The following is a 19,370-nucleotide window of genomic DNA, read 5'->3' as shown; positions in this document are numbered from 1 at the left end:
CACCTCGGACTGCTGGGAAGACCCCGGAGGGGACGGACACCATGGGACGGCCGCGCACACCCCTGCTCGACAGGGAGCGCATCACCACCACCGCACTGGAACTGCTCGACGCGCAGGGCGAGTTCAGCGTTCCTCAGATCGCGCGGCGGCTCGGGGTGCAGACCGGCTCGGTGTACCACCACGTGGACGGCCGGGACGGCATCGTCGAGCTGCTGCGGGAGCGGGTGGCCCAGGGCATCGACGTCTCCGCCCTCGACCTGCGGCCGTGGGACGAGGCCCTCGCCGCGTGGGCCCGCTCCTACCGCGCCGCCTTCGCGGCGCACCCGCGGACGATCCCGCTGCTGATGACCTCCCCGGTGCGGGCCCCACGCGTCCTCGACCAGTACGAGCGGGCCGTCAGCCTGCTGCTCGACGCGGGCTTCCCGCTGCGGGACGTGATGCCGGTGCTGGTCGCCCTGGAGAACGTCGTCCTCGGCTCGGCGATGGACCTCGCCGCCCCCGTGGCCATGTGGGAGATCACCGACGAGTCGGCGACCCCGCACCTGGCCCGGGCGCTGGACGCAGCGGGCGAGGGGCGCGCGGACGCCGCCTTCGAACTGGCCCTCGACGGTTTCCTCGCGCACGCGCGACACAGGCTGGAGACGCAGGCCCGGGTGTAGTGGGACGGGCGCGGAGCGCGGCGCGAACGCCGGCGGCGGAACGGGCACGCAGCGCGGCGCGGACACCGCGGCGGGCCGGGCTCGGGCCCGGCCGCGTACGGAAACTCCCGTGCGCCGATTCGTACACCTCTGCGATCATCCCGGAATGGCGCAGAGTCTCGAATCGCTGGTCGTCCGGCACACCCACCGCCTGCCCGTCCCCAAGGGGTCCCCCGGTGACGGGACCGCCGCCGCGCGGCAGTTCGACGCGGCGTTGATGGACGTGGGCTTCAAGCTCTCGGCGGAGCTGCTGGAGAGGCTGTCGGGGCTGTCCGAGGCGGCGGTCCTGTTCACCGCCCGGCAGACCCTGCGCACGGTGCGCGAGATGGTGGGCGACCACGTCCGGCACAACTCCTACTTCATCGACTTCCCCAGGAACGTCCCGAGCACCGAGGAGTTCTGGACACGGTGCGTGGCGCACGCCCTCGGCGACGAGAAGGCGCGCGAGGGCGTGCTGACCCAGCTGGCGGGCGGGGTGCTCGACCTGCTCGGCCTCCCCACGTACGGCCGTTACCAGCACACCTACGAGGAGATGCTCGCGGCGCAGGACGAGCTGATCGCCTCGGCCGGCGACCGGATCACCGTGCTGCACCCCGGCCGGGACCTGGACGCCGAACTCACCGACCTGTACCTGGCCCTGGCGGGCAGCACGACCCCGCTGGGCGAGGACGACCTGCGCGACCTCGGGCTCCTCGCCGAGCGGTGCGCGCTCGGCCCCCAGCCGGAGCGGATCCCGGTGCGGGAGAACCGGGCGGTGGTCAACAGGGCACGCCTCGCCGCCGGCGCGGACCTCCTGCTCGACACCGTCACCGATGTGCTGCGGCTGGCCTGCGCTCTGTCGGACGGCGACGTGACGCTCCAGGACCCGACGCGGTTCCGGTCCTTCTCGCGGCCGGTGCGCCGGGCGCTGCTCGCGGGCCTCGACTCCGTGATCGCGGCGAACCCGGCCAGGCTGGCCGATGTGCACGCGCACCGGGAGCCGTTCAAGCGGCTCGGCGAATGCCTCCACCCGCACGAGTACCCCCGCTGGCCCCACGCCGCCGACGTGTTCGCCGTCGCCCGGGGCGAGAAGGAGGCGCGCTCCTTCGACAGCCGGGTCGAGAAGCTGCTCGACGAGTTCGACATCGCCGGGGCGGCGGCGCTGCTGAAGTCCGCTCCCGGCAAGCTGTTCCGCGCCCTGGACCTCCTGCTGCGCGTCGCCGCCGACCAGGAGGAGCGCGACGCGGTCCTGGCGGCGGCGGTCGAAGTCGCGCCCGGGGTGTCCGGCCGGGTCGTCCTGTCGGTCCGCGAGCACCTCCACAACCGGGAGCGGGAGAGCGACGCGCCCCGGGTCTTCGTCAACCGCCGGGGCCGCGCCTGGGTATCCCCCGACGACCGGCCGCCCGTTCCCGCCGCCGACCGGGACCGGCTGATCGCCGCGCTCGACGCCGAACTGCGGCGCCGGCTCCCGGTGCCCCGGCAGCTGCTGGTCGACCCCGACGTCCTGGACGTGGCGCTGCCGCTCAGCGGCCGGGCGACGGCGGCCGGGCTCGGCGTGCTGCCGCGCGGTTCGGTCTCGGAGGTCGCCGGCGGGCGCCTGCGGTTCTTCGTGTACTGGAAGCAGGCCGAGCACCGCACCGACTACGACCTGTCGGCGCTGCTCCTGCACGACGACTACAGCACCGACTCCTGGCTGTCGTACACGTCCCTCACGTCCGTCGGGGGCCGGCACTCGGGCGATGTCACCGAGGCACCCGAGGGGGCCTCGGAGTTCATCGAGCTGGCCCTGGACCGGGTGCGCAGCACGTTCGTGGTCCCGCAGGTCAACATCTACGCGGGCGAGGGCTTCGAGGAGGTCGAGGAGTCGTTCTTCGGGTTCATGGTGCGCGATCGCGAGCAGAAGGGCCGGCCGTTCGAGCCGCGCACGGTGCGGATGAAGTCGGAGCTGCGCGGGGTCGGCCGGGTGGCGCTGCCGCTGGTGTTCCGGCGCGGGGAGGACGGTCGGTGGCGCGCGAAGTGGCTGCACCTGTATCTCAGGGGCATCTCGTCGGCCAACCGGGTCGAGGAGAACCAGGCGTCGGTGTCGAAGCTGGTGCGTGCCGTGGTGGAGCGCGAGCAGCTGACGGTGGGGTACCTGATCGACCTGATGACCGGTGAGGACACGGTCATGGAGCTGTGGGACGGCTCGTCGGCGCCGGTCGAGCCCGTGACGTACATCGGTCTGGAGCGGCCCGAGGGGCTGCACCCGGACTCCCGGGTCATCACCCTCGAAAATCTGCGCGACCTGATCCCGGGCTGAGTGCTAGCGTGGCCCTTGGCGAGGCCATGAAGGGGCTTCCTTCTCATTCACTCCAAATGAAACCGAGTTCCTTCGCTCTCCTCGCCCTCCGCTTCCACCGGGAGGCGCCCGCGCGGCGCCTCCCGCTGTCGTCCGTGCGGCCCGCGATGCGGCGGACCGCCGGTGACTCACTTCCCGAGTGCCGCCCGCGCCACCGCCAGGGCCTGTTCCGCGTAGCCCCGCCCGAACAGCACCGTGTGCACCAGCAGGGGGAAGAGCTGGTGGAGGCCGACGCGGTCCTGCCAGCCGTCGGCGAGGGGTGCCGCCCGCTGGTAGCCGTCCAGGACGTGTCCCAGGTGGGGGCAGCCGAAGAGCACCAGCATCGCCAGGTCGGTCTCGCGGTGGCCGCCGTGCGCGGCCGGGTCGATGAGCCGGGCACCGCCGTCGGCGCCCCACAGGACGTTGCCGTTCCAGAGGTCGCCGTGCAGCCGGGCGGGTGGCTCGGCGGGGCCGGCCAGGCCGGGCAGCCGTGCGCAGACCTCCTCGATCAGGGCGGCCTCGGCGGGGCGGATCGTCCGGTCGTCGACCGCCTGGCGCAGATACGGCAGGACCCGGTGCTCGGCGTACCAGGTGGGCCAGTCGTCGCCGGGGGCGTTGCGCATGGGGGCGCGTCCGATGTACGCCTCCGTCGGGCCGCCGGGCGGTGGGGCGCCGAAGGCGGGTGCGCCGGAGCCGTGCAGGGCGGCCAGTTCGGCGCCGAGGCGGACCGCCGCCCCGACACTCGGCGCCCCCTGGTCCACCAGGTCGATCACCAGGCGGTTCCCCTCGTGGCCGTGGACCGTCGGCACGCGGACCGCGTCCGCCTCGGCGAGCCAGCGCAGTCCGGCCGCCTCGGCCCGGGCGGCACCGGCGCCGTCGCCCTGCTTGACGAGCACCTTCCGGCCGTCGTCGAGGGTCACCTCGGTCAGGGTGCCGGACAGTCGGCGTTCACCGGCCGCCGAGCGGCCGGTGAGCCGGGCCGCGAGGTCCCCCGCTGCCGTGCGCTCACTCACGGCGACCACCTCCCGTCCTCGTCTTCTCGGGCGCTCCACAGGATGCCGCAGGGGGCGGGGTGTGGCACCGGTGAAATCTCCTACCCATGCCTCGGCAGGCAAACGGAGCGCCCCGTGGCCGACCGCTCCTGCGACACGCACCTGTCGGTGACGCAGGTACACCGGCCGGCGGCTGCACCGCAGGTGAACCGCTGATCAGGGCCCGCCTGCGGGCGCCCCTCGTCGTGCGGGCGGTTCGCTCCCCTCCGATCGGTCCGTCCCGTCCGGTGTCCGCGCGGCCCGCCTTCGTGCACCGTCCGCGCGGCCCGCCTTCGTGCACCGTCCGCGCGGCCACGTCGTACGCTCCCCCGTCACGCATCGTCGTGCGCCCTCCGCGCCGGTCGTCGGAGGTGGGCGAGGGGCGCGTGGGCGCGGCCCGGCCGGTGTTCTGCCTCGGTCGGCGGTTTCCGCATCCCCGGGACGCGAAGTCGCCCCTTTCACGCCGTCCCCGACCGGCCGTCCCGCCTGTTTGGCTTGACCTGCGACACGTGCCGCCCATCCGCACGTGTCGCCCCACCTCGCCGCCTCGCCGGCGTCCACCGCCTCGGCATCCGCCCACGACCACGTCGTACGCGCGCCACCCGAGTCCCGTGTCTCCACAGCGTCCGGTGTCCGCCCCTGTCCGGGCGCGTCCCCGTACGTCCACGCACGTCCGCTCACCTCTCGGGAGGGAATGTGACCGCCCCCGTAAGCTCCTTCGAAGGCGCACCGGAGCCCGCCGACGAGCAGCACTTCACCAGTCTCAGCACCCGGGCCGCGCGGCAGCTCGCGACGACCACCAAGTCCGAACCGCAGATGCAGGCCATCACCTCGCGCTGGCTGCTCAGGACGCTGCCGTGGGTGGACGTCAAGGGCGGCACCTACCGGGTCAACCGCCGTCTGCAGCTGCGGATCGGCCGGGGCCGGGTGCAGTTCGACCAGAACGGCGCCGACGACGTCAAGGTCATCCCGGAGACACTGACCGAACTCCCGGCGCTGCGCGGCTACTCCGACATCCCGGCCCTCAGGGAGATCTCCGGCCGCTTCCGGGTGCGGGAGGTGCGGGCCGGCCAGGTGCTGGTGGACGCCGGGCAGCCGGTGACCGAGGCGTATCTCGTGGTGCACGGCAGGTTCACCCGGTACACCACCGGCAAGTACGGCGAGGAGGAGGTGCTCGGCGTCATCAGCGACGGCGACGGGCTGGGCGACGAGGCCATCGGACACGCCGACCCGCTGTGGCTCAGCTCGGTCCGGGCCGAGACGGCCGGGGTGGTGCTGGCGCTCAACTGGGACGTGCTGATGGCGTTCGTGGAGCGCACGCCCTCCCTCGCGGCCCAGTTCGAGGCGTTCGCCGAGCGGCAGCGCAAGCCCATGAACCGCAAGGGCGAGGCCGACGTCCCCCTGGAGGCGGGGCACGTGGGCGAGTTGACGCTGCCGGGCGGCTTCGTCGACTACGATCTCGCGCCCCGCGAGTACGAACTCTCCCTCACCCAGACCGTGTTGCGGGTCCACACCCGGGTCGCCGACCTCTACAACCACCCGATGGACCAGACGGAGCAGCAACTCCGCCTGACCATCGAGGAGATCCGCGAACGCCAGGAGTGGGAACTGGTCAACAACCGTGAGTTCGGGCTGCTGCACAACATCGACTACGGCCAGCGCATCAGCACGTTCTCCGGGCCGCCGACCCCCGACGACATGGACGAACTCCTGTCCATGCGCCGCAGGACCCGCCTCTACCTGGCCCATCCGAAGGCGATCGCGGCGTTCTTCCGGCAGTGCAACCGGCGCGGCCTGGTGCCCGGGACGGTGAACGTCGAGGGGCACGAGATGCCGGCGTGGCGCGGGGTGCCGCTCCTCCCGTGCAGCAAGATCCCCATCACCGAGCAGCACACCACGAGCATCATCGCGCTGCGCACGGGCGAGAAGGACCAAGGGGTCGTGGGGCTGCACCAGACGGGCATCCCCGAGGAGTACGAGCCCTCGCTGAACGTGCGTTTCATGGGCGTCGACACCACCGCGATCATGAGCTATCTGGTCACCGCCTACTACTCGATGGCCGTCCTGGTGCCCGACGCGGCCGGGATCCTGGAGAACGTGCAGATCGGGTGGATGCCGGAATGAACGAGCCGTCGAAGGAGGCCGTAGCGCCGTCCTCCCCCGGCATGGCCCCGGAGCCGCCGAGCGCTGCCCGCACACGGCTGCCGGAGTCGCCGAGCGCCCTCGGGACGCGGCTGCCGGGGCAAGCGAGTCCCGCGCGCACGCGGCTGCCGGAGCCGCCGAGTCCCGTGCGCGCGCGGCGGGCCCGGCGGTCGGGGGCGATCCCCGGGCTGCGGTACCGGCCGGCCGTGCCCGCCGATCCGGTGCGGGCGGCGGAGGTGGACCGCCGGCTGGAAGAGTGGGCGGAGCGCCTCGACCTGTTCCCCCGGGAGTGGCGGGGGCAGTTCGAGCGCTTCGGTCTGGGCCGGGCGATCGTGCTGGCGCATCCGGGCGGAGCGGGTCTCGAACACCTCGCCGCCGCCGGGAAACTGCTGCTCGCCGAGCATCTGGTCGACAACGTCTACTGCGAGGCCGACGAGGGCAAGGGCGGTTCGCCGCGCGGCCTCGGGGGCCGGCTGCTGATGGCCCAGTCGGCACTCGACCCACTGCACGCCACCTCGGAGACGGAGGAACGGTGGGCGCGGGGCGTACGGGCCGACGGTCCGCTGCGGTCGTACCACTTCGCGCTGCGGGACTACGCCGCCCTGGCCACGCCCAGCCAGACGGACCGACTCGTCCACGATCTCGCCCGGCTCCATCTGGGCTACCTGGGTGAGGCGGCCTGGGCCGAGACGAACCATATGCCGCAGGTCTGGGAGTACCTGGTGATGCGGCAGTTCAACAACTTCCGGCCCTGTCTGTCGGTGGTCGACGCCGTGGACGGCTGGGAGTTGCCGGAGTCTCTGTACGCCCGGCCCGAGGTCCAGCGGATCACCGCGCTGGCCGGGAACGCGGCCACCGTCGTCAACGACCTGTACTCCTTCACCAAGGAGCTGTCGAACGATCCGGGCCATCTCAATCTGCCCGTCGTCATCGCCGCGAACGAGCGGTGCGGGTTGAAGGCGGCCTATCTGGAGGCAGTCGAGATCCACAACCGGATCATGGAGGCGTTCGAGGAGGAGTCCGCGGCCCTGTCCGCGACCTCCCCGCCGATCGGGCGTTACGTCGCCGGGCTCGCCGCGTGGGTGGCCGGCAACCACGAGTGGCACGCGACCCACACCGAGCGCTACGCCCTGCCCGACTACTGGTAGCGCGCCGAGTCGTCCGACACCCGTGACCGACTCGGGGCTCCGTCCCGGAACTCGTTCGCGCCGGTCCCGCGCCCCTGGGCCCCGGGCCCCCGGAGGGGCGCGGGGAACGGCCCCCAGGGCCTGAATTGCCGCCAGGTGGTTCCGGGCGCACGCTGGAACGAGGAGGGGCCTTGACGGACAGGGGGCGCGGCAGAAGGGCGCGACGTCATGCCCTCGCTCAAGCATCTCGTCCGGGAGACCGGCCGTGTCGCGTGGTCGTGGCCGCCGGCCGGGGCGCGTCGGGCACGGCGGATCGCCGTGCTCCTCAGGACCGCGCTCACCGCCAACTCGGCCTTCGTGCCGCTCGCCGTCGCGCTGATCGTCCTCGCCGTGACGGGTGTCATCCAGGACGTCTCCGAGCAGTGGTCCACGCTGGAGTGGATCGCGCTCGTCCTGGCCGTTGTGCTCGTGCTGCTGGCGGTCAGCCGACGGCGTTCCCGGCCGGTGCGGATCCTCTCCTTCAAGAATCTCGTCGCCGGGGACGACGTGGGAGAGCTCGACAAGGTCGCGGCGGGCTTCGCCGAACTGCTGCACAGCGAGATCGAGCGGATCTCCGAGCTGGTCAGACAGGAACCGTTCATCACACCCGCCGATGTGCTCAACCCGGCGGGTGAGCGGGGCGAGATGGTGCTGCGCTCGTCGACGCGGGTGCCGTTCAAGTCCGGTGTCGCGACGACCGGGCTGCACGGGGACATCAACGCGACCGAGATCGGGACGGTCGCCCTGGGCCCGTTGCAGCTCCAGGTCGGCACGGTGCTCACGCTCGTGGAGCGCGCCTTCGGACGGACCCTGCAGGGTTCGCTGGTGGAGACCGACGGGGTGCTGCGGGTCGTGGCCTCCCAGTCCGGCCACGGTGGCCGCACCTGGTCGGCGCAGACGGACATCCCCGCCGACGCCGACATCCGCCGGGCCAGTGCCGTCCTCGCCCGGGAGTTGGCCCACCGCATCGAACTGGACCGGCCCGGCGCCTCGGAGTCAGGAGCCGACGTCGACAGCTTCCAACGGCTGGTGGACGGTCTGGAGAGCTACCAGCGGTTCCATCGCGAGGGGCTGCTGCACCATCTGGACGCGGCGGAGGAGCACTTCCGCGCGGCGCTCTCGCACAGCTCCGGCTATGCCGCCGCCTACCACAACCTCGGGCTGGTCTACCGGGAGCAGCGGCGCATCCGCACCGACATCGGGCTCCGGGCCTCGGCCGTGGTGCGCAGCGCGGCCACGCTGATGTGGCAGAAGGCCGTCACCCTCGACCCGACCCTCGCCCCCGCCCGTATCCAGCTCGCCAGAGCCGCGCTGGAACAGGCCGAGCACCCGGACGTCGAGGCACCGAAGCGGGCCGAGCTCCTCGACCAGGCGGCCCAGTCGGCCCGCAGCGCGCTGCGCCAGGCCGCCGACGGTCACCCCATGGACGCCGCACTCGCCTCGTACTGGCTCGGGGTGACCCTGCTGCGCCAGGACGCCGAGCGGAGGCAGCCCGTCGAGTCGGACGCGGCCCACGCCGGATCGGGGCCGACGGGCACCGGGACGGGACCGGCCGACGCCAAGGTGCGCGAGGCGCTGCGGCACTTCCGCCGCACCGAGCAGGACCTGGTCGACGAACGGGCCCGCCGACTGGTCCTGGACGGGGACGAGTTGGCGGTACGGCCGTTGACCGAGCGGATCGCGCACGTCGTCGCGATGCGGTCCGAGTGCTGGTTCCGGCTCGCCGGGGGAGCCTGCGACCGGTCGGGGCGCCGGGCCCGGCGGAAGGCCGACCGGTACATCCGTACGGCCATCCGCTGGGCGCCCGACATGGCCGAACTGCACGCGTTGCGGGGGCGCATGCTGCAACGGCACAACCGTGAGGGCGCGCTCTTCGCGTGTCTGGAGGCGATCCAGCGGGACCCGCAGAACCACCATGTGGCGGTCCGGGACGTCGGGCTGTTCGCGGCCGGATCACCGGAAGCCGGTGGCACGCGGGACCTGGCGACCGCCCTGTTCACCGTCGCCGCGCACCAGCACCCCGACGACGCCGAGGCCTGGCTGCTGCTCGCCGTCAACCAGATGTTCTGGAGGGGGAACCAGTTCGCCGCCCGGGGCCTCGCGGGCATGGCGTTGGCCCTCCAACCCGGCCGCGAGGACGTACGCCGGATCGTGGAGGCGTACTGGCCGTCACCGTACGGCGCCGCCGAGGACGACGAGCACGCCGGCCGTTCCGACCAGTCCGACGGCGACCGTTTCGACCACGACCGTTCCGACGACGGCGACCGATCCGATGACGGCGACCGTTCCGATCACAGCGGCGTCGGCCCGGCGGTCGAGGGCCGCCCCGACGGATCCGCGCGGCCCGCCGATGCGGAGGCGCCGGCCCGGAAGCCCTTCACTCTGCGCTGGGCGCGCGCGTGGGCCCATGCCCGGGAGGCGCAGCAGCACTTCGACGAAGGCGGGCTGCGGGAGGCGCTGGCCGAGATCCAGTCGCTGCGGGCCGCGCCGGGCAGGTCCGCGCCCGAGGTCTCCCTGGCCGCGCGGGAGATCGGGCTGTTGCAGGGTGCGCTCGCCGGACTGATCCGGCCCTCCGACCGCCAGCGTCGCCACTGGGAGGCGGCGGTCGAGGAGTTGACCCGCGCGGTCCGCGAGGGTCTGCCGGCCGGGCTGGAGGCACCGCCGCAGTGGAACGTCGACCTCGGTGACGCACACGCTGCCCTCGGCGACTCGCTGTCCGACGCCGAGCACAGGGCGTCGGCCGCGGAGAGCTACCGGCGGGCCGTCGCGCAGTACGACGCCGTTCTCGACCGGCCGCCGAAGACCGTGTGCCCGCGCTACCGCTCGGGGCGCCGGGGCCAGGAACGGCTGACGGAGCTGTCCGCCGAGCCGCCGGACCTGCCCACCAGGGCGCGGGCCCTCGCGGGACGGGCGGCGGTGTACGTGCGGCAGGGGCGGGCGAGCGACGCCGTGCGGGACTGCCGGGACGCGCTGAAGCTGGCGCCGCTGTACGCGTATCCACGGTTCACGCTGGCGCGGCTGTACCGCGACCGGCGGGCCCAGTACGACCTGGCGGAGCAGACCCTGCTACGGCTGATCGAGCTGCTCCCGGCCGGGGAGCAGCGGGACCTGGCGCGCCTCGAACTGGCCGTCACCCATCGGCGACGGGCGGAGACCACGCAGGGCGACGAGCGCGCCCGACTGCTGGAGCGGGCGCGGGAGGAACTGGTCGACGCCACGCTGGAGGCGTCCCTGAGCGCGGACCTGGAGGCCCGGATGCACGAGGAGCTGGCCGACGTCCTCGATCTGCTGGGCCGTTCGGACGACGCGGTCGTCGCGCTGCGCTCGATCGGTGAGACCGCGAGCCGGTCGGGGGCAGGCCGGCACCACGAGTTGATAGCCCATCTGATCGCCGGGCGGGAACAGCCCTGGGAGGTGGAACAGGAGCTGATCGAGGCACATGACGCCTGCGCGGCACGGCTGGAGGCGTTCCGCGGCACGGACGAGGAACCTCCGCTGCGGGCCACGCTGGTCACGCTCACCGCGCGGCTCGCGATGTTCTACGCGGAGCAGGGCATTCGGCTGGACGAGGCCCGGCTCCTGGCGGAGGGTGCCCTGAAGAGTGCGCGGCAGGTGCTGGAGCCCGGTCGGATGGCCCTGTGCGAGGACGCCTGCGGCTGGGTCGCCTACCGGCAGGGTCGTCTGGAGGAGGCCGTCGACCTCCTCCAGGACGCCGTCGAGCACTCCGGAGGCCATGCCCGTCAGTGGGCGCACCTGGCCCTGGCCCTCGAAGCACGCGACGACCCCGAGGGCGTCGACCGCGCCCGTGACATCTGGCAGCAGATCGCCGAGCAGTTCCCCCACAGCGACACGGCGGACCAGGCCCGTCGGCACCTCGCCCCTGTGTCCCCGTGAGGGCGGGCGGTACGGCACTCAGGCGGGCGACGGGCCGGACGCCCGGCTCGCGGCTCGCGGCTCACGTGAGACACGGGGGTCACGGGGGTCACGGGGGTCACGGGGGTCACGGTTCCGTGGTCTCGGATTCGAGGGAGGCGCGGGTGGCCTCGCCGTACACGCCCGACTCGTCCTCCAGGAGGACACGCGTCAGCTGGTAGCCGCGGACCGCGCTCTGGACCCCGCGGTCGTAGTCGCCGTCGGCATCGCCGTTGTACAGGCCGACCTGGTGGAGACGGAGCTGGAGTTCGGTGACCTCCGCGCCCCGGTCGCCGAGACCGAGTACGGGAGGCGGCCCGTCGGGGACGGGGGGCGAGGGGGCCGCCGTCAGCGTGGCGTCGCTTCCGGAGGGGTCCCTGGTCAGGGTGGCCGACGGGTCGGGTGTCGCGTCGGTCGCGGTCGTGGTCGGGGTCGCCCCGGGCGAGGTGGCCGCGGTACTGGACGGGGAGGCCGTGGAGTTCGTGGGGGACGGGGTCGCCGACCGCGACGCCTCCTGGGCGGCCACCGCGTCCGGGATGCCGGCCCTGATGTCGTCGGCGTCCGAGCCGTCCCGCGACGGTGCCTCGTAAAAGAAGAGGCCGCCGATGATCCCACCGGTGACCAGGACGGCGGCCGCGGCCGCTCCCACCCCGGCGGTCAGCCCCACCCGACGACGCCGCCGGCCACCCGACTCCCGCCCGTCCGAGCGCTGTGCGTCCGCGTCCGCGTCCACGTCCGCATCCGCATCCGCATCCGCATCCGCATCCGCATCAACGTCGTCGACCGGTGTCGGAATGTCGGCCGCAGCCCGCTCGGCCTCACCGGCGGTGGCAGGCAGCTCCTCGGCCGACGGGGCCGTGCCGTGCGGTTCGCCGTCGTCGTCACCGACCTGTACGAACGGGCGTATGCGCACCGGGTCGAAGTCCTCGGCGGCCTCGGCCTGTGCCGCGCGCACGTCCCGATGAGCTTCCGACGCGAAGCGGCCGCAGGAACAGGCCGGGGTGCCGTCCGTCGCCCGGGGCGTTCCGCACTGCGGGCAGACAGGGGCTGTCGGTTCACTCACGCGTGGTCTCTCTTCGAACGGGTTGCAGAATTTAAACAGATCTTCTCCACGGAATCGCCAAGACTTGCTTGAAACACGAACCAGAAGCCGACACTGACTCAAGTGCCGCCACAAGACGGCGTGTTCGCGCCCATGAGGACTTCACGCGTCGGGCTGGTGCGCGACCCGTTCCTCGGTGTGTCATGCCTCTGACATCAACCCCGTGTGCCCGCAGCGGAAGGAACCCCGTGAGTCAGATCCGTCCCCGTCGCCGTCCTCGTTCCCGCCCTCGTGTCCGCGCCCGTGCGCTCTGCGCGGTCGCCGCGCTCACCCTGAGCGTGCCCGTCGTGTTCTCGGACCCCGCCGCGGCGGCGGTCCCCACGTCCGCGGTGTACCTGCAGAACTCCGTCACCGGCCTGAACGCGGCGGCCTCCGGCGATACGGTCACCGCGCACAACCCCAAGGGCAACGAGGACCACCAGCAGTGGACGCCCGTCGCGGTCACCGGCGGCCACCAGCTGCGCAGCACCGACCGGTCGGGCATCTGCCTCGGACGCGGCGGCACCTCCGCGGTGACCGCGACCTGTGGCGCGGAGGGCACCACATGGACGGTCACCGAGGCCGCGAACAGCACGTACACCATCGGCGTGCCGGGAACCTCGCAGTACCTGACGGGGGCGTCCTCCGACGCCGCCCTCGTGCAGATCGGGTCGAACGGCTCCTACGCCCGGTGGCACCTCACCCCGGTGTCGTACGCGACGTCGCCCATGCCCTCCGCCGACACCCGCACGCTCGACCAGGTCTCGTTCCTCACCTCGCACAACGCCTACGCGAACGGGGCCGACGGGAACTTCGCGTCGTTCCCCGTCAGCCTGTTCCCGAACCAGTCACGGGGTGTGAGCCGCCAACTCACCGACGGGGTACGAGGGTTCATGCTGGACGCGTACACCGTGTCCGGGCAGGCGATGCTCTGCCACAACAGCTGTGACGGGGTGAGCAACCCGGTGCCGCTCGCCACCGACCTCCAGCGCATGGTCACCTTCCTCAAGGCCAACCCGGGTCAGTTCGTCACCGTCTTCCTGGAGGACTACACCTCCTCGGACGTGCTGAAATCGTCGCTGGCGTCCGTGAGCGGTCTGTCCGACGTGCTGTACCGGCCGGACCAGGAGGGTGTGGCGACGAGCGGCTGGCCGAGAATGGCGGACCTCGCGGCCCGGGGCAAGCAGCTGCTGATCTTCAGCGACCGCACCCGGGCGAGCGACACCTCCGCCGGCTACGTCACCCGTGACACGTTCGGAGTGATGTACCAGCGCGAGTGGACCGTCGAGAACCACTGGTCCATGGGCGGCGGGATCGGCGGCTCCGACTGGTCCTGCTACAGCCGCTGGGGCACCGGCAGACCGCTCACCACGGACTCCGCCGCCTTCCACCCGCTGTTCGTGATGAACCACTTCCGCGACTACACGATGAGCGGTACGGCGGAGACGGACAACGCCAAACTGGGCAACCGGGCGCAGAACTTCTGCACCCCGGCCGCGCGCAAGAAGCCCAACTACCTCGCCGTGGACCGCTACGAGCTGGGCTCACCGTCACCGCTGACGACCGTCGGGAACCTCAACACGTACGTCCTCACGGCCGGGCAGTAGCCGCCGCCCTGACAGGCGGCCCGGCGGGCGGCCCGCCGGGCCGTCCGTCGCCGGGCGTCGCCCCGCCCACCGCTCGCCCACCCTGCGGGGCACGGAACGCATGGTCCGCAGCACGGGCAGATGGTTCCGGGAGAGCTTCGCCCGCTCCCCGCCGCCCGCAATCAGGGCGTTGACCGACGCCATGGGATCGGCGCCGGCCGACCGCGCCACCAACGCGCCGACCACCAGCGGCACCAGCACCACCGCGAGGGCCGAACCGGTGGCGGTGGCAGTGGCGGTGACCTGGCGGAGGGGGCGCGGGCGCGAGGTGTGCGTGTCCATGACCACAGTGCATCACCGGGCCGGGGCGTCCCGTATCGGACCACATACTCAGGTCGCCCCGTCCGACGTACTCAGGCCGCCACCACGGGTCCCCGCTCCCCCGTCTCCCGGTGGATCGGTGTGTCCGAGCCGGTCAGGGGAACACCCGTGCCGCCGCGCCGGGCCGCGACGATCTCCGCCACGATGGACAGGGCCGTCTCCTCAGGTGTCCGGGCACCGAGGTCGAGCCCGATCGGGGACCGCAGCCGGGCCAACTCCCGTTCGGTGAGCCCGACTTCACGCAGCCTCCGGTCGCGCTCGGCATGGGTGCGGCGGGAGCCCATCGCGCCCACGAAGGCGACCGGCATCCGCAGGGCCTCCTTGAGCAGGGGGACGTCGAACTTGGCGTCGTGGGTGAGCACGCACAGGACGGTGCGGCGATCGGTCGCGGTGCGCCGCAGATAGCGGTGCGGCCAGTCCACGACGATCTCGTCCGCCTCGGGGAAGCGGGCCCGGGTGACGAAGACCGGTCGGGCGTCGCACACGGTGACGTGGTACCCGAGGAACTTGCCCGCCCGCACCAGTGCGGCCGCGAAGTCGATCGCCCCGAACACGATCATGCGCGGTGGCGGCACCCTCGTCTCCACGAGGAGGGTGAGACCGTCCGGGCAGTGCGACCCGTCCGCGGAGAGCTCGATCGTGCCCGTGCGGCCGCCGTCCAGCATGGCCCGCGCCTCGGCTGCGGCGGTCCGGTCCAGGTCGGGATGTCCGCCGAGACCACCGTCGGAGGCGTACGCGCCCTCCCGCCCACCGCCGGAAGCCCCCTCGGCACGTACGAGCAGCGCCTGTCCGAGGAGTTCCGACGGGCCCCGGACGACACGGGCCACGGCCGTCGGCTCGCCCTCGGCGGCGGCCGAGAGCGCGGAGCGCAGGACCCCTCGGGCAGGTGACCGGGCGGTGACGGGGGTGACCAGGATGTCGATCACCCCGCCGCAGGTCAGGCCGACGGCGAAGGCGTCCTCGTCGCTGTAGCCGAAGCGCTGAAGGACGGTCTCGCCGTCCGACAGTGCCTGCTCGCACAGCTCGTACACCGCGCCCTCGACGCATCCGCCGGAGACGGAGCCGATGACCGTGCCCTCGGCGTCGACGGCGAGGGCCGCGCCGGGGCCGCGCGGTGCGCTGCCGCCGACCGCGACGACGGTGGCCACGGCGAAGTCGCGGCCCTCCTCGGCCCAGACGGTCAGCTCGGTGGCCAGGTCAAGCATCCCGGGCCGCCGTCAGGACGCGGTCGGGCCGGATCGGCAGGTGGCGGTGACGGACGCCGGTGGCATGCCAGACCGCGTTGGCGACGGCAGCCGCCGCGCCGACGATGCCGATCTCGCCGATGCCCTTGATGCCGACGGGGTCCTCGGGGTCGTGGTCGTCCACCCAGTCGGCCTCGACGGCGGGGACGTCGGCGTGCGCTGCCACGTGGTATCCGGCGAGGTCGGCGCCGTAGTGGCCGCCGGACGCCCGGTCGCGTACCGCCTCCTCGTGCAGGGCCATGGACAGGCCCCAGATCATGCCGCCGATGAACTGGCTGCGGGCGGTGAGGGGGTTGATGATCCTTCCGGCCGCGAAGATGCCGAGCATGCGGCGTACCCGTACCTCGCCGGTGGCGGGGTCCACGGCGACCTCGGCGAACTGGGCGCCGTAGGAGTGCCGTTCCTTCTGGGCGAGGGCGCCGATGGCGGCGGTGGTGTCCGAGCGGACGGTGATGCCCTCGGGCGGGACGCCGCCGCCCAGGGCGAGCCGTTCCCGTAGTTCGCCCGCCGCGAGGGTGACCGCCCAGGACCAGGAGCGGGTGCCCATCGAGCCGCCGGCGATCATGGCCGGGCCGAGGTCGCTGTCGCCGAGCCGTACCCGGATCCGGTCCGCCGCGACCTCCAGCGCGTCGGCGGCGACCAGGGTGAGCGCGGTGCGGGCGCCCGTCCCGATGTCCGCCGCGTTGACCCGCACGGTGTAGGTGCCGTCGGCCTCGGCCGTCACCGCGGCCGTGGACGGCCCGGCTCCCACGCCGAAGGAGGCCGCCGCCGTGCCCGTGCCGAGCAGCCAGCGGCCGTCGCGGCGCACGCCGGGGCGCGGGTCGCGATCGGCCCACCCGAACCGGCGGGCGCCCTCGCGGAAGCAGGACCGCAGGTTGCGGTCGGCGAACGGCAGCCCGGAGACCGGGCCACGCTCGGGTTCGTTGCGGGCACGCAGTTCGATCGGGTCGATGCCCAGCTTCTCGGCGAGTTCGTCGAGCGCCGACTCCAGGGCGAAGGATCCCGGCGCCTCGCCCGGCGCCCGCATGAACGTCGGGGTGGGCACGTCGAGCCGTACGACCCGGTTGACCGTGTGATGGGCGTCGGCGTCGTACATCACACGGGCCGGACTGGCAGCCGGCTCGACGAACTCGTAGACGGTCGAGGTGAGGCTGTGCGAGCGGTGTTCGAGCGCGCGCAGCCGTCCGTCGGCGTCGGCGCCGAGCCGGACCCGCTGGGTGGTGGGGCTGCGGTACCCCGCGAGGGAGAACATCTGACGTCGGGTCATGACCACCCGGACCGGCCGCTGCAGGACGGTCGCGGCCATGACGGCGGCGACCTGGTGCGCGCGCACGCCCTTGCCGCCGAAGCCGCCGCCGACGTGCTCGGAGCGCACCCGCACCGAGGCGGGGTCGAGGGAGAACAGACTGGTGAGCTCGCCGGCGACCCACATGGTGCCCTGGTTGGCGTCGACGACGTCGAGCCGGCCGCCGTCCCAGCGGGCCGTCACGGCGTGCGGCTCCATCGGGTGGTGGTGTTCCTCGGGGGTGGTGTACTCGGCGTCCACGACGACCGCTGACGCGGCGAGTTCGGCCTCCAGGTCGCCCTTCCCGGTCGCCGCGGGGCCCCAGCCGCCCGCGTCGTAGGCGTCCGGGTGCTCGGCGGTGAACGTGACGTCGTGCGGTTCCTGGTCGTAGTGCACGACCAGGGCCTCGGCGGCCTCCCTGGCCTGTTCGGAGGTCTCGGCGACCACCAGCGCGACCGGCCAGCCCAGATGGGGGATCCGGTCGTGCTGGAACACGGCGGTGGTGGGGTCGGGCTTCATCCCCATCAGGCCCGTGTAGTCGGTTTCGAGGCGTGGGGCGTTCTCGTGGGTCAGGACGGCGAGCACGCCCGGCCGCGCGAGCGCGTCGGCGGTCTCGATCGCGCGGATCCGGCCGCGGGCCACGGTCGACAGGGCCAGCCAGCCGTGGACGAGACCGGCGAACGGGATCTCCCCGGCGTAGCGGGCCGCTCCGGTGACCTTGTCGCGGCCCTCGACGCGGGTGTGCGCGGTGCCGACGGCGCCCCGGCGTTCCGTTGGGGTGGTGGTCATCGGGTGGCCTCCTCGGTGGCCGCGGAGGAATGTTCACGGGTGGCTGCGGAGGTGGGGTCCGAGGCGTTGTCCGAGGTGAGTTCGGACAGGACCGCCACCACCAGGTTGCGCGTCAGCGTCACCTTGTAGGCGTTGTGCGGCAGCGGTCGTGCGGCTGCCAGTTCGGCGTCGGCGGCGGCCGCGAAGGCCTCGGCGTCGGCGGGCGCGCCGATCAGCGCGCGTTCCGCGGCGTGGGCCCGCCACGGCTTGGACGCGACCGCCCCGAACGCCAGCCGCACGTCGTGGACGACACCGTCCCGGACGTCGAGCGCGGCGGCGATCGAGCCGATGGCGAAGGCGTACGAGGCGCGTTCGCGCACCTTGCGGTAGCGGGAGCGGGCGGCCACCGGGGTGGGCGGCAGAGCGACGCCGGTGATCAGGGCGCCCGGCGGCAGGGCGGTCTCCAGGTGCGGGGTGTCGCCCACCGGCAGGTAGAGGTCGGCGAACGGCAACTCGCCGCGTCCGTCGGCCGTTTCGTAGGAGACGACGGCGTCGAGGGCCGCCAGCGCCACTCCCATGTCGGAGGGGTGCGTGGCCACGCAGTGCCCGGACGCGCCCAGGATGGCATGGTTGTGGTGCTCGCCCTCGATCGCGGGGCAGCCGCTGCCGGGGACCCGCTTGTTGCAGGGCCGGGTGACGTCGGCGAAGTAGCCGCAGCGGGTGCGCTGGAGGAGGTTGCCGCCGACCGTGGCCATGTTGCGCAGCTGTCCGGAGGCGCCGGCCAGTACCGCCTGGGCCAACATCGGGTAGCGGCGGCGGACTTCGGGGTGCGCGGCGAGGTCGCTGTTGGTGACGGTCGCGCCGATCCGCAGTCCTCCGTCCTCGGTGGTCTCGATCTCGTCGAGCGGGAGTTCACGGACGTCGACGAGGCGGGCGGGCCGCTCGACGCCGGTCTTCATCAGGTCGACGAGGTTGGTTCCGCCGCCGAGGAAGCGCGCCTCGGGATCGGCGCCGAGCAGGGCCACCGCGCCGGAGACGTCATGGGCCCGCTGATAGTCGAACTCCCTCACGCCACGGCCTCCTTGGCCTTCGCGGTGCTGTCGGCTGCGGCGCGGGCGACGGCCTCGACGATCGACACGTAGGCGCCGCAGCGGCAGAGGTTGCCGCTCATCCGCTCGCGGATCTCCTCGGGCGTCAGCGGTGGCGGTCCGGCCTGGGGGCGTACGTCGTCGGTGGCGGCGCTGGGCCAGCCCGCCGCGTGCTCCTCGATGACCGCGATGGCCGAACAGATCTGACCCGGCGTGCAGTAGCCGCACTGGAAGCCGTCCAGATCGAGGAACGCCTGCTGCACGGGGTGGAGTTCGTCGCCGTCGGCGACACCCTCGATGGTGGTGATCTCACGCCCTTCGGCGGCCACCGCCAGCTGCAGACAGGACACGCTCCGCCGTCCGTCGACCAGGACGGTACAGGCTCCGCACTGGCCCTGGTCGCAGCCCTTCTTGGTACCGGTCATGTCGAGGCGCTCGCGCAGGGCGTCGAGCAGCGTGGTGCGGTGGTCGACGGAGAGCGTGTGCTTCTCTCCGTTGATGTTCAGGGTGATGGCGCTGTACGTCGATGAGGTGGCTGGGGACATGATCAGCCTTCTTTCGCGTATCCCGGGACAGGTCGGGAGGGACTCGCTCCGGCCGGCGGTCGAATCAGGAAAACGGTACGGCGCGGCTGTCGGCGCGGATGGCGCCGACGCTACGATGAGGCAACCGGACAGCTGTCCGGTCCGAGA

Annotated in this window: 13 protein-coding genes; 6 read left to right on the top strand and 7 right to left on the bottom strand. The window is 73.0% G+C overall.

Annotated elements, in window-relative coordinates; translation table 11 throughout:
* Window positions 1-41: 41 nt before the first annotated feature.
* On the top strand, window positions 42-659 hold the full coding sequence (locus tag GWK25_RS20435; protein WP_215451980.1) for a TetR/AcrR family transcriptional regulator C-terminal domain-containing protein: 618 nt from the start codon (window positions 42-44) through the stop codon (window positions 657-659).
* Window positions 660-804: 145 nt separating this feature from the next.
* On the top strand, window positions 805-2,976 hold the full coding sequence (locus GWK25_RS20430; protein ID WP_215451979.1) for a TerD family protein: 2,172 nt from the start codon (window positions 805-807) through the stop codon (window positions 2,974-2,976).
* 167 nt (window positions 2,977-3,143) lie between these two features.
* Here GWK25_RS20430 and GWK25_RS20425 read toward each other — a convergent pair whose 3' ends face one another.
* Window positions 3,144-4,007: a fructosamine kinase family protein gene (locus GWK25_RS20425; protein ID WP_215451978.1), complete on the bottom strand. Its 864-nt coding sequence runs from the start codon at window positions 4,005-4,007 to the stop codon at window positions 3,144-3,146.
* Between the two features lie 714 nt (window positions 4,008-4,721).
* On the opposite strand from GWK25_RS20425, the gene GWK25_RS20420 reads away from it, so the two are divergent.
* From GWK25_RS20420 to GWK25_RS43580, 3 genes are all read left to right on the top strand, one after another.
* Window positions 4,722-6,149, top strand: coding sequence for a family 2B encapsulin nanocompartment shell protein (locus GWK25_RS20420; RefSeq protein WP_215451977.1), 1,428 nt, complete (start codon window positions 4,722-4,724; stop codon window positions 6,147-6,149).
* Entirely contained in the window at window positions 6,146-7,315 is a 1,170-nt protein-coding gene (locus GWK25_RS20415) for a family 2 encapsulin nanocompartment cargo protein terpene cyclase (RefSeq protein ID WP_251828954.1), read from the top strand. Before GWK25_RS20420 ends, GWK25_RS20415 begins: the two co-directional genes overlap by 4 nt.
* A 207-nt stretch (window positions 7,316-7,522) precedes the next feature.
* A complete protein-coding gene (locus GWK25_RS43580) occupies window positions 7,523-11,227 on the top strand; it encodes a tetratricopeptide repeat protein (protein WP_251828953.1) in 3,705 nt (1,234 codons plus the stop codon).
* 106 nt (window positions 11,228-11,333) lie between these two features.
* On the opposite strand, the gene GWK25_RS20400 is transcribed toward GWK25_RS43580, so the two are convergent.
* The gene (locus tag GWK25_RS20400; RefSeq protein ID WP_308404270.1) at window positions 11,334-12,200 is read right to left on the bottom strand and encodes a peptidoglycan-binding domain-containing protein; all 867 of its coding nucleotides are present in this window, start codon (window positions 12,198-12,200) and stop codon (window positions 11,334-11,336) included.
* A gap of 335 nt (window positions 12,201-12,535) precedes the next feature.
* Here GWK25_RS20400 and GWK25_RS20395 point away from each other — a divergent pair, with 335 nt between their 5' ends.
* Window positions 12,536-13,933 carry a PI-PLC domain-containing protein gene (locus GWK25_RS20395; protein ID WP_215451975.1) on the top strand — a complete coding sequence of 466 codons (1,398 nt, stop codon included), beginning with the start codon at window positions 12,536-12,538 and terminating at the stop codon, window positions 13,931-13,933.
* Here the strand turns inward: GWK25_RS20395 and GWK25_RS20390 are convergent.
* The 5 genes from GWK25_RS20390 to GWK25_RS20370 form a co-directional block, all read right to left on the bottom strand.
* Window positions 13,877-14,254 carry a hypothetical protein gene (locus tag GWK25_RS20390; protein WP_215451974.1) on the bottom strand — a complete coding sequence of 126 codons (378 nt, stop codon included), beginning with the start codon at window positions 14,252-14,254 and terminating at the stop codon, window positions 13,877-13,879. The genes GWK25_RS20395 and GWK25_RS20390 overlap by 57 nt on opposite strands.
* Before the next feature lie 71 nt (window positions 14,255-14,325).
* A complete protein-coding gene (locus GWK25_RS20385) occupies window positions 14,326-15,498 on the bottom strand; it encodes an XdhC/CoxI family protein (protein WP_215451973.1) in 1,173 nt (390 codons plus the stop codon).
* Entirely contained in the window at window positions 15,491-17,611 is a 2,121-nt protein-coding gene (locus GWK25_RS20380; RefSeq protein ID WP_215451972.1) for a xanthine dehydrogenase family protein molybdopterin-binding subunit, read from the bottom strand. Before GWK25_RS20380 ends, GWK25_RS20385 begins: the two co-directional genes overlap by 8 nt.
* Window positions 17,608-18,660 (bottom strand): xanthine dehydrogenase family protein subunit M, encoded by a 1,053-nt coding sequence (locus GWK25_RS20375; RefSeq protein ID WP_308010807.1) that lies wholly within the window; start codon window positions 18,658-18,660, stop codon window positions 17,608-17,610. Before GWK25_RS20375 ends, GWK25_RS20380 begins: the two co-directional genes overlap by 4 nt.
* Window positions 18,657-19,223, bottom strand: a complete 567-nt coding sequence (locus GWK25_RS20370) for a (2Fe-2S)-binding protein (RefSeq protein ID WP_215451971.1) — start codon at window positions 19,221-19,223, stop codon at window positions 18,657-18,659. The genes GWK25_RS20375 and GWK25_RS20370 overlap by 4 nt, the downstream gene beginning before the upstream one ends.
* Between the last annotated feature and the right edge of the window lie 147 nt (window positions 19,224-19,370).

Source organism: Streptomyces sp. ATCC 21386, from assembly GCF_018728545.1.
Lineage (GTDB): Bacteria > Actinomycetota > Actinomycetes > Streptomycetales > Streptomycetaceae > Streptomyces.
Note: the sequence above shows the minus strand (reverse complement) of the source record. Positions and strands in the feature narration are given on the sequence as shown.

Bases quoted from the DNA above. Each gene is read 5' to 3' on its own strand.
- GWK25_RS20435 (WP_215451980.1), top strand. From the start codon at position 42: ATGGGACGGCCGCGCACACCCCTGCTCGACAGGGAGCGCATCACCACC.
- GWK25_RS20430 (WP_215451979.1), top strand. From the start codon at position 805: ATGGCGCAGAGTCTCGAATCGCTGGTCGTCCGGCACACCCACCGCCTG.
- GWK25_RS20415 (WP_251828954.1), top strand. From the start codon at position 6,146: ATGAACGAGCCGTCGAAGGAGGCCGTAGCGCCGTCCTCCCCCGGCATG.
- GWK25_RS43580 (WP_251828953.1), top strand. From the start codon at position 7,523: ATGCCCTCGCTCAAGCATCTCGTCCGGGAGACCGGCCGTGTCGCGTGG.
- GWK25_RS20390 (WP_215451974.1), bottom strand. From the start codon at position 14,254: ATGGACACGCACACCTCGCGCCCGCGCCCCCTCCGCCAGGTCACCGCC.
- GWK25_RS20385 (WP_215451973.1), bottom strand. From the start codon at position 15,498: ATGCTTGACCTGGCCACCGAGCTGACCGTCTGGGCCGAGGAGGGCCGC.
- GWK25_RS20380 (WP_215451972.1), bottom strand. From the start codon at position 17,611: ATGACCACCACCCCAACGGAACGCCGGGGCGCCGTCGGCACCGCGCAC.
- GWK25_RS20370 (WP_215451971.1), bottom strand. From the start codon at position 19,223: ATGTCCCCAGCCACCTCATCGACGTACAGCGCCATCACCCTGAACATC.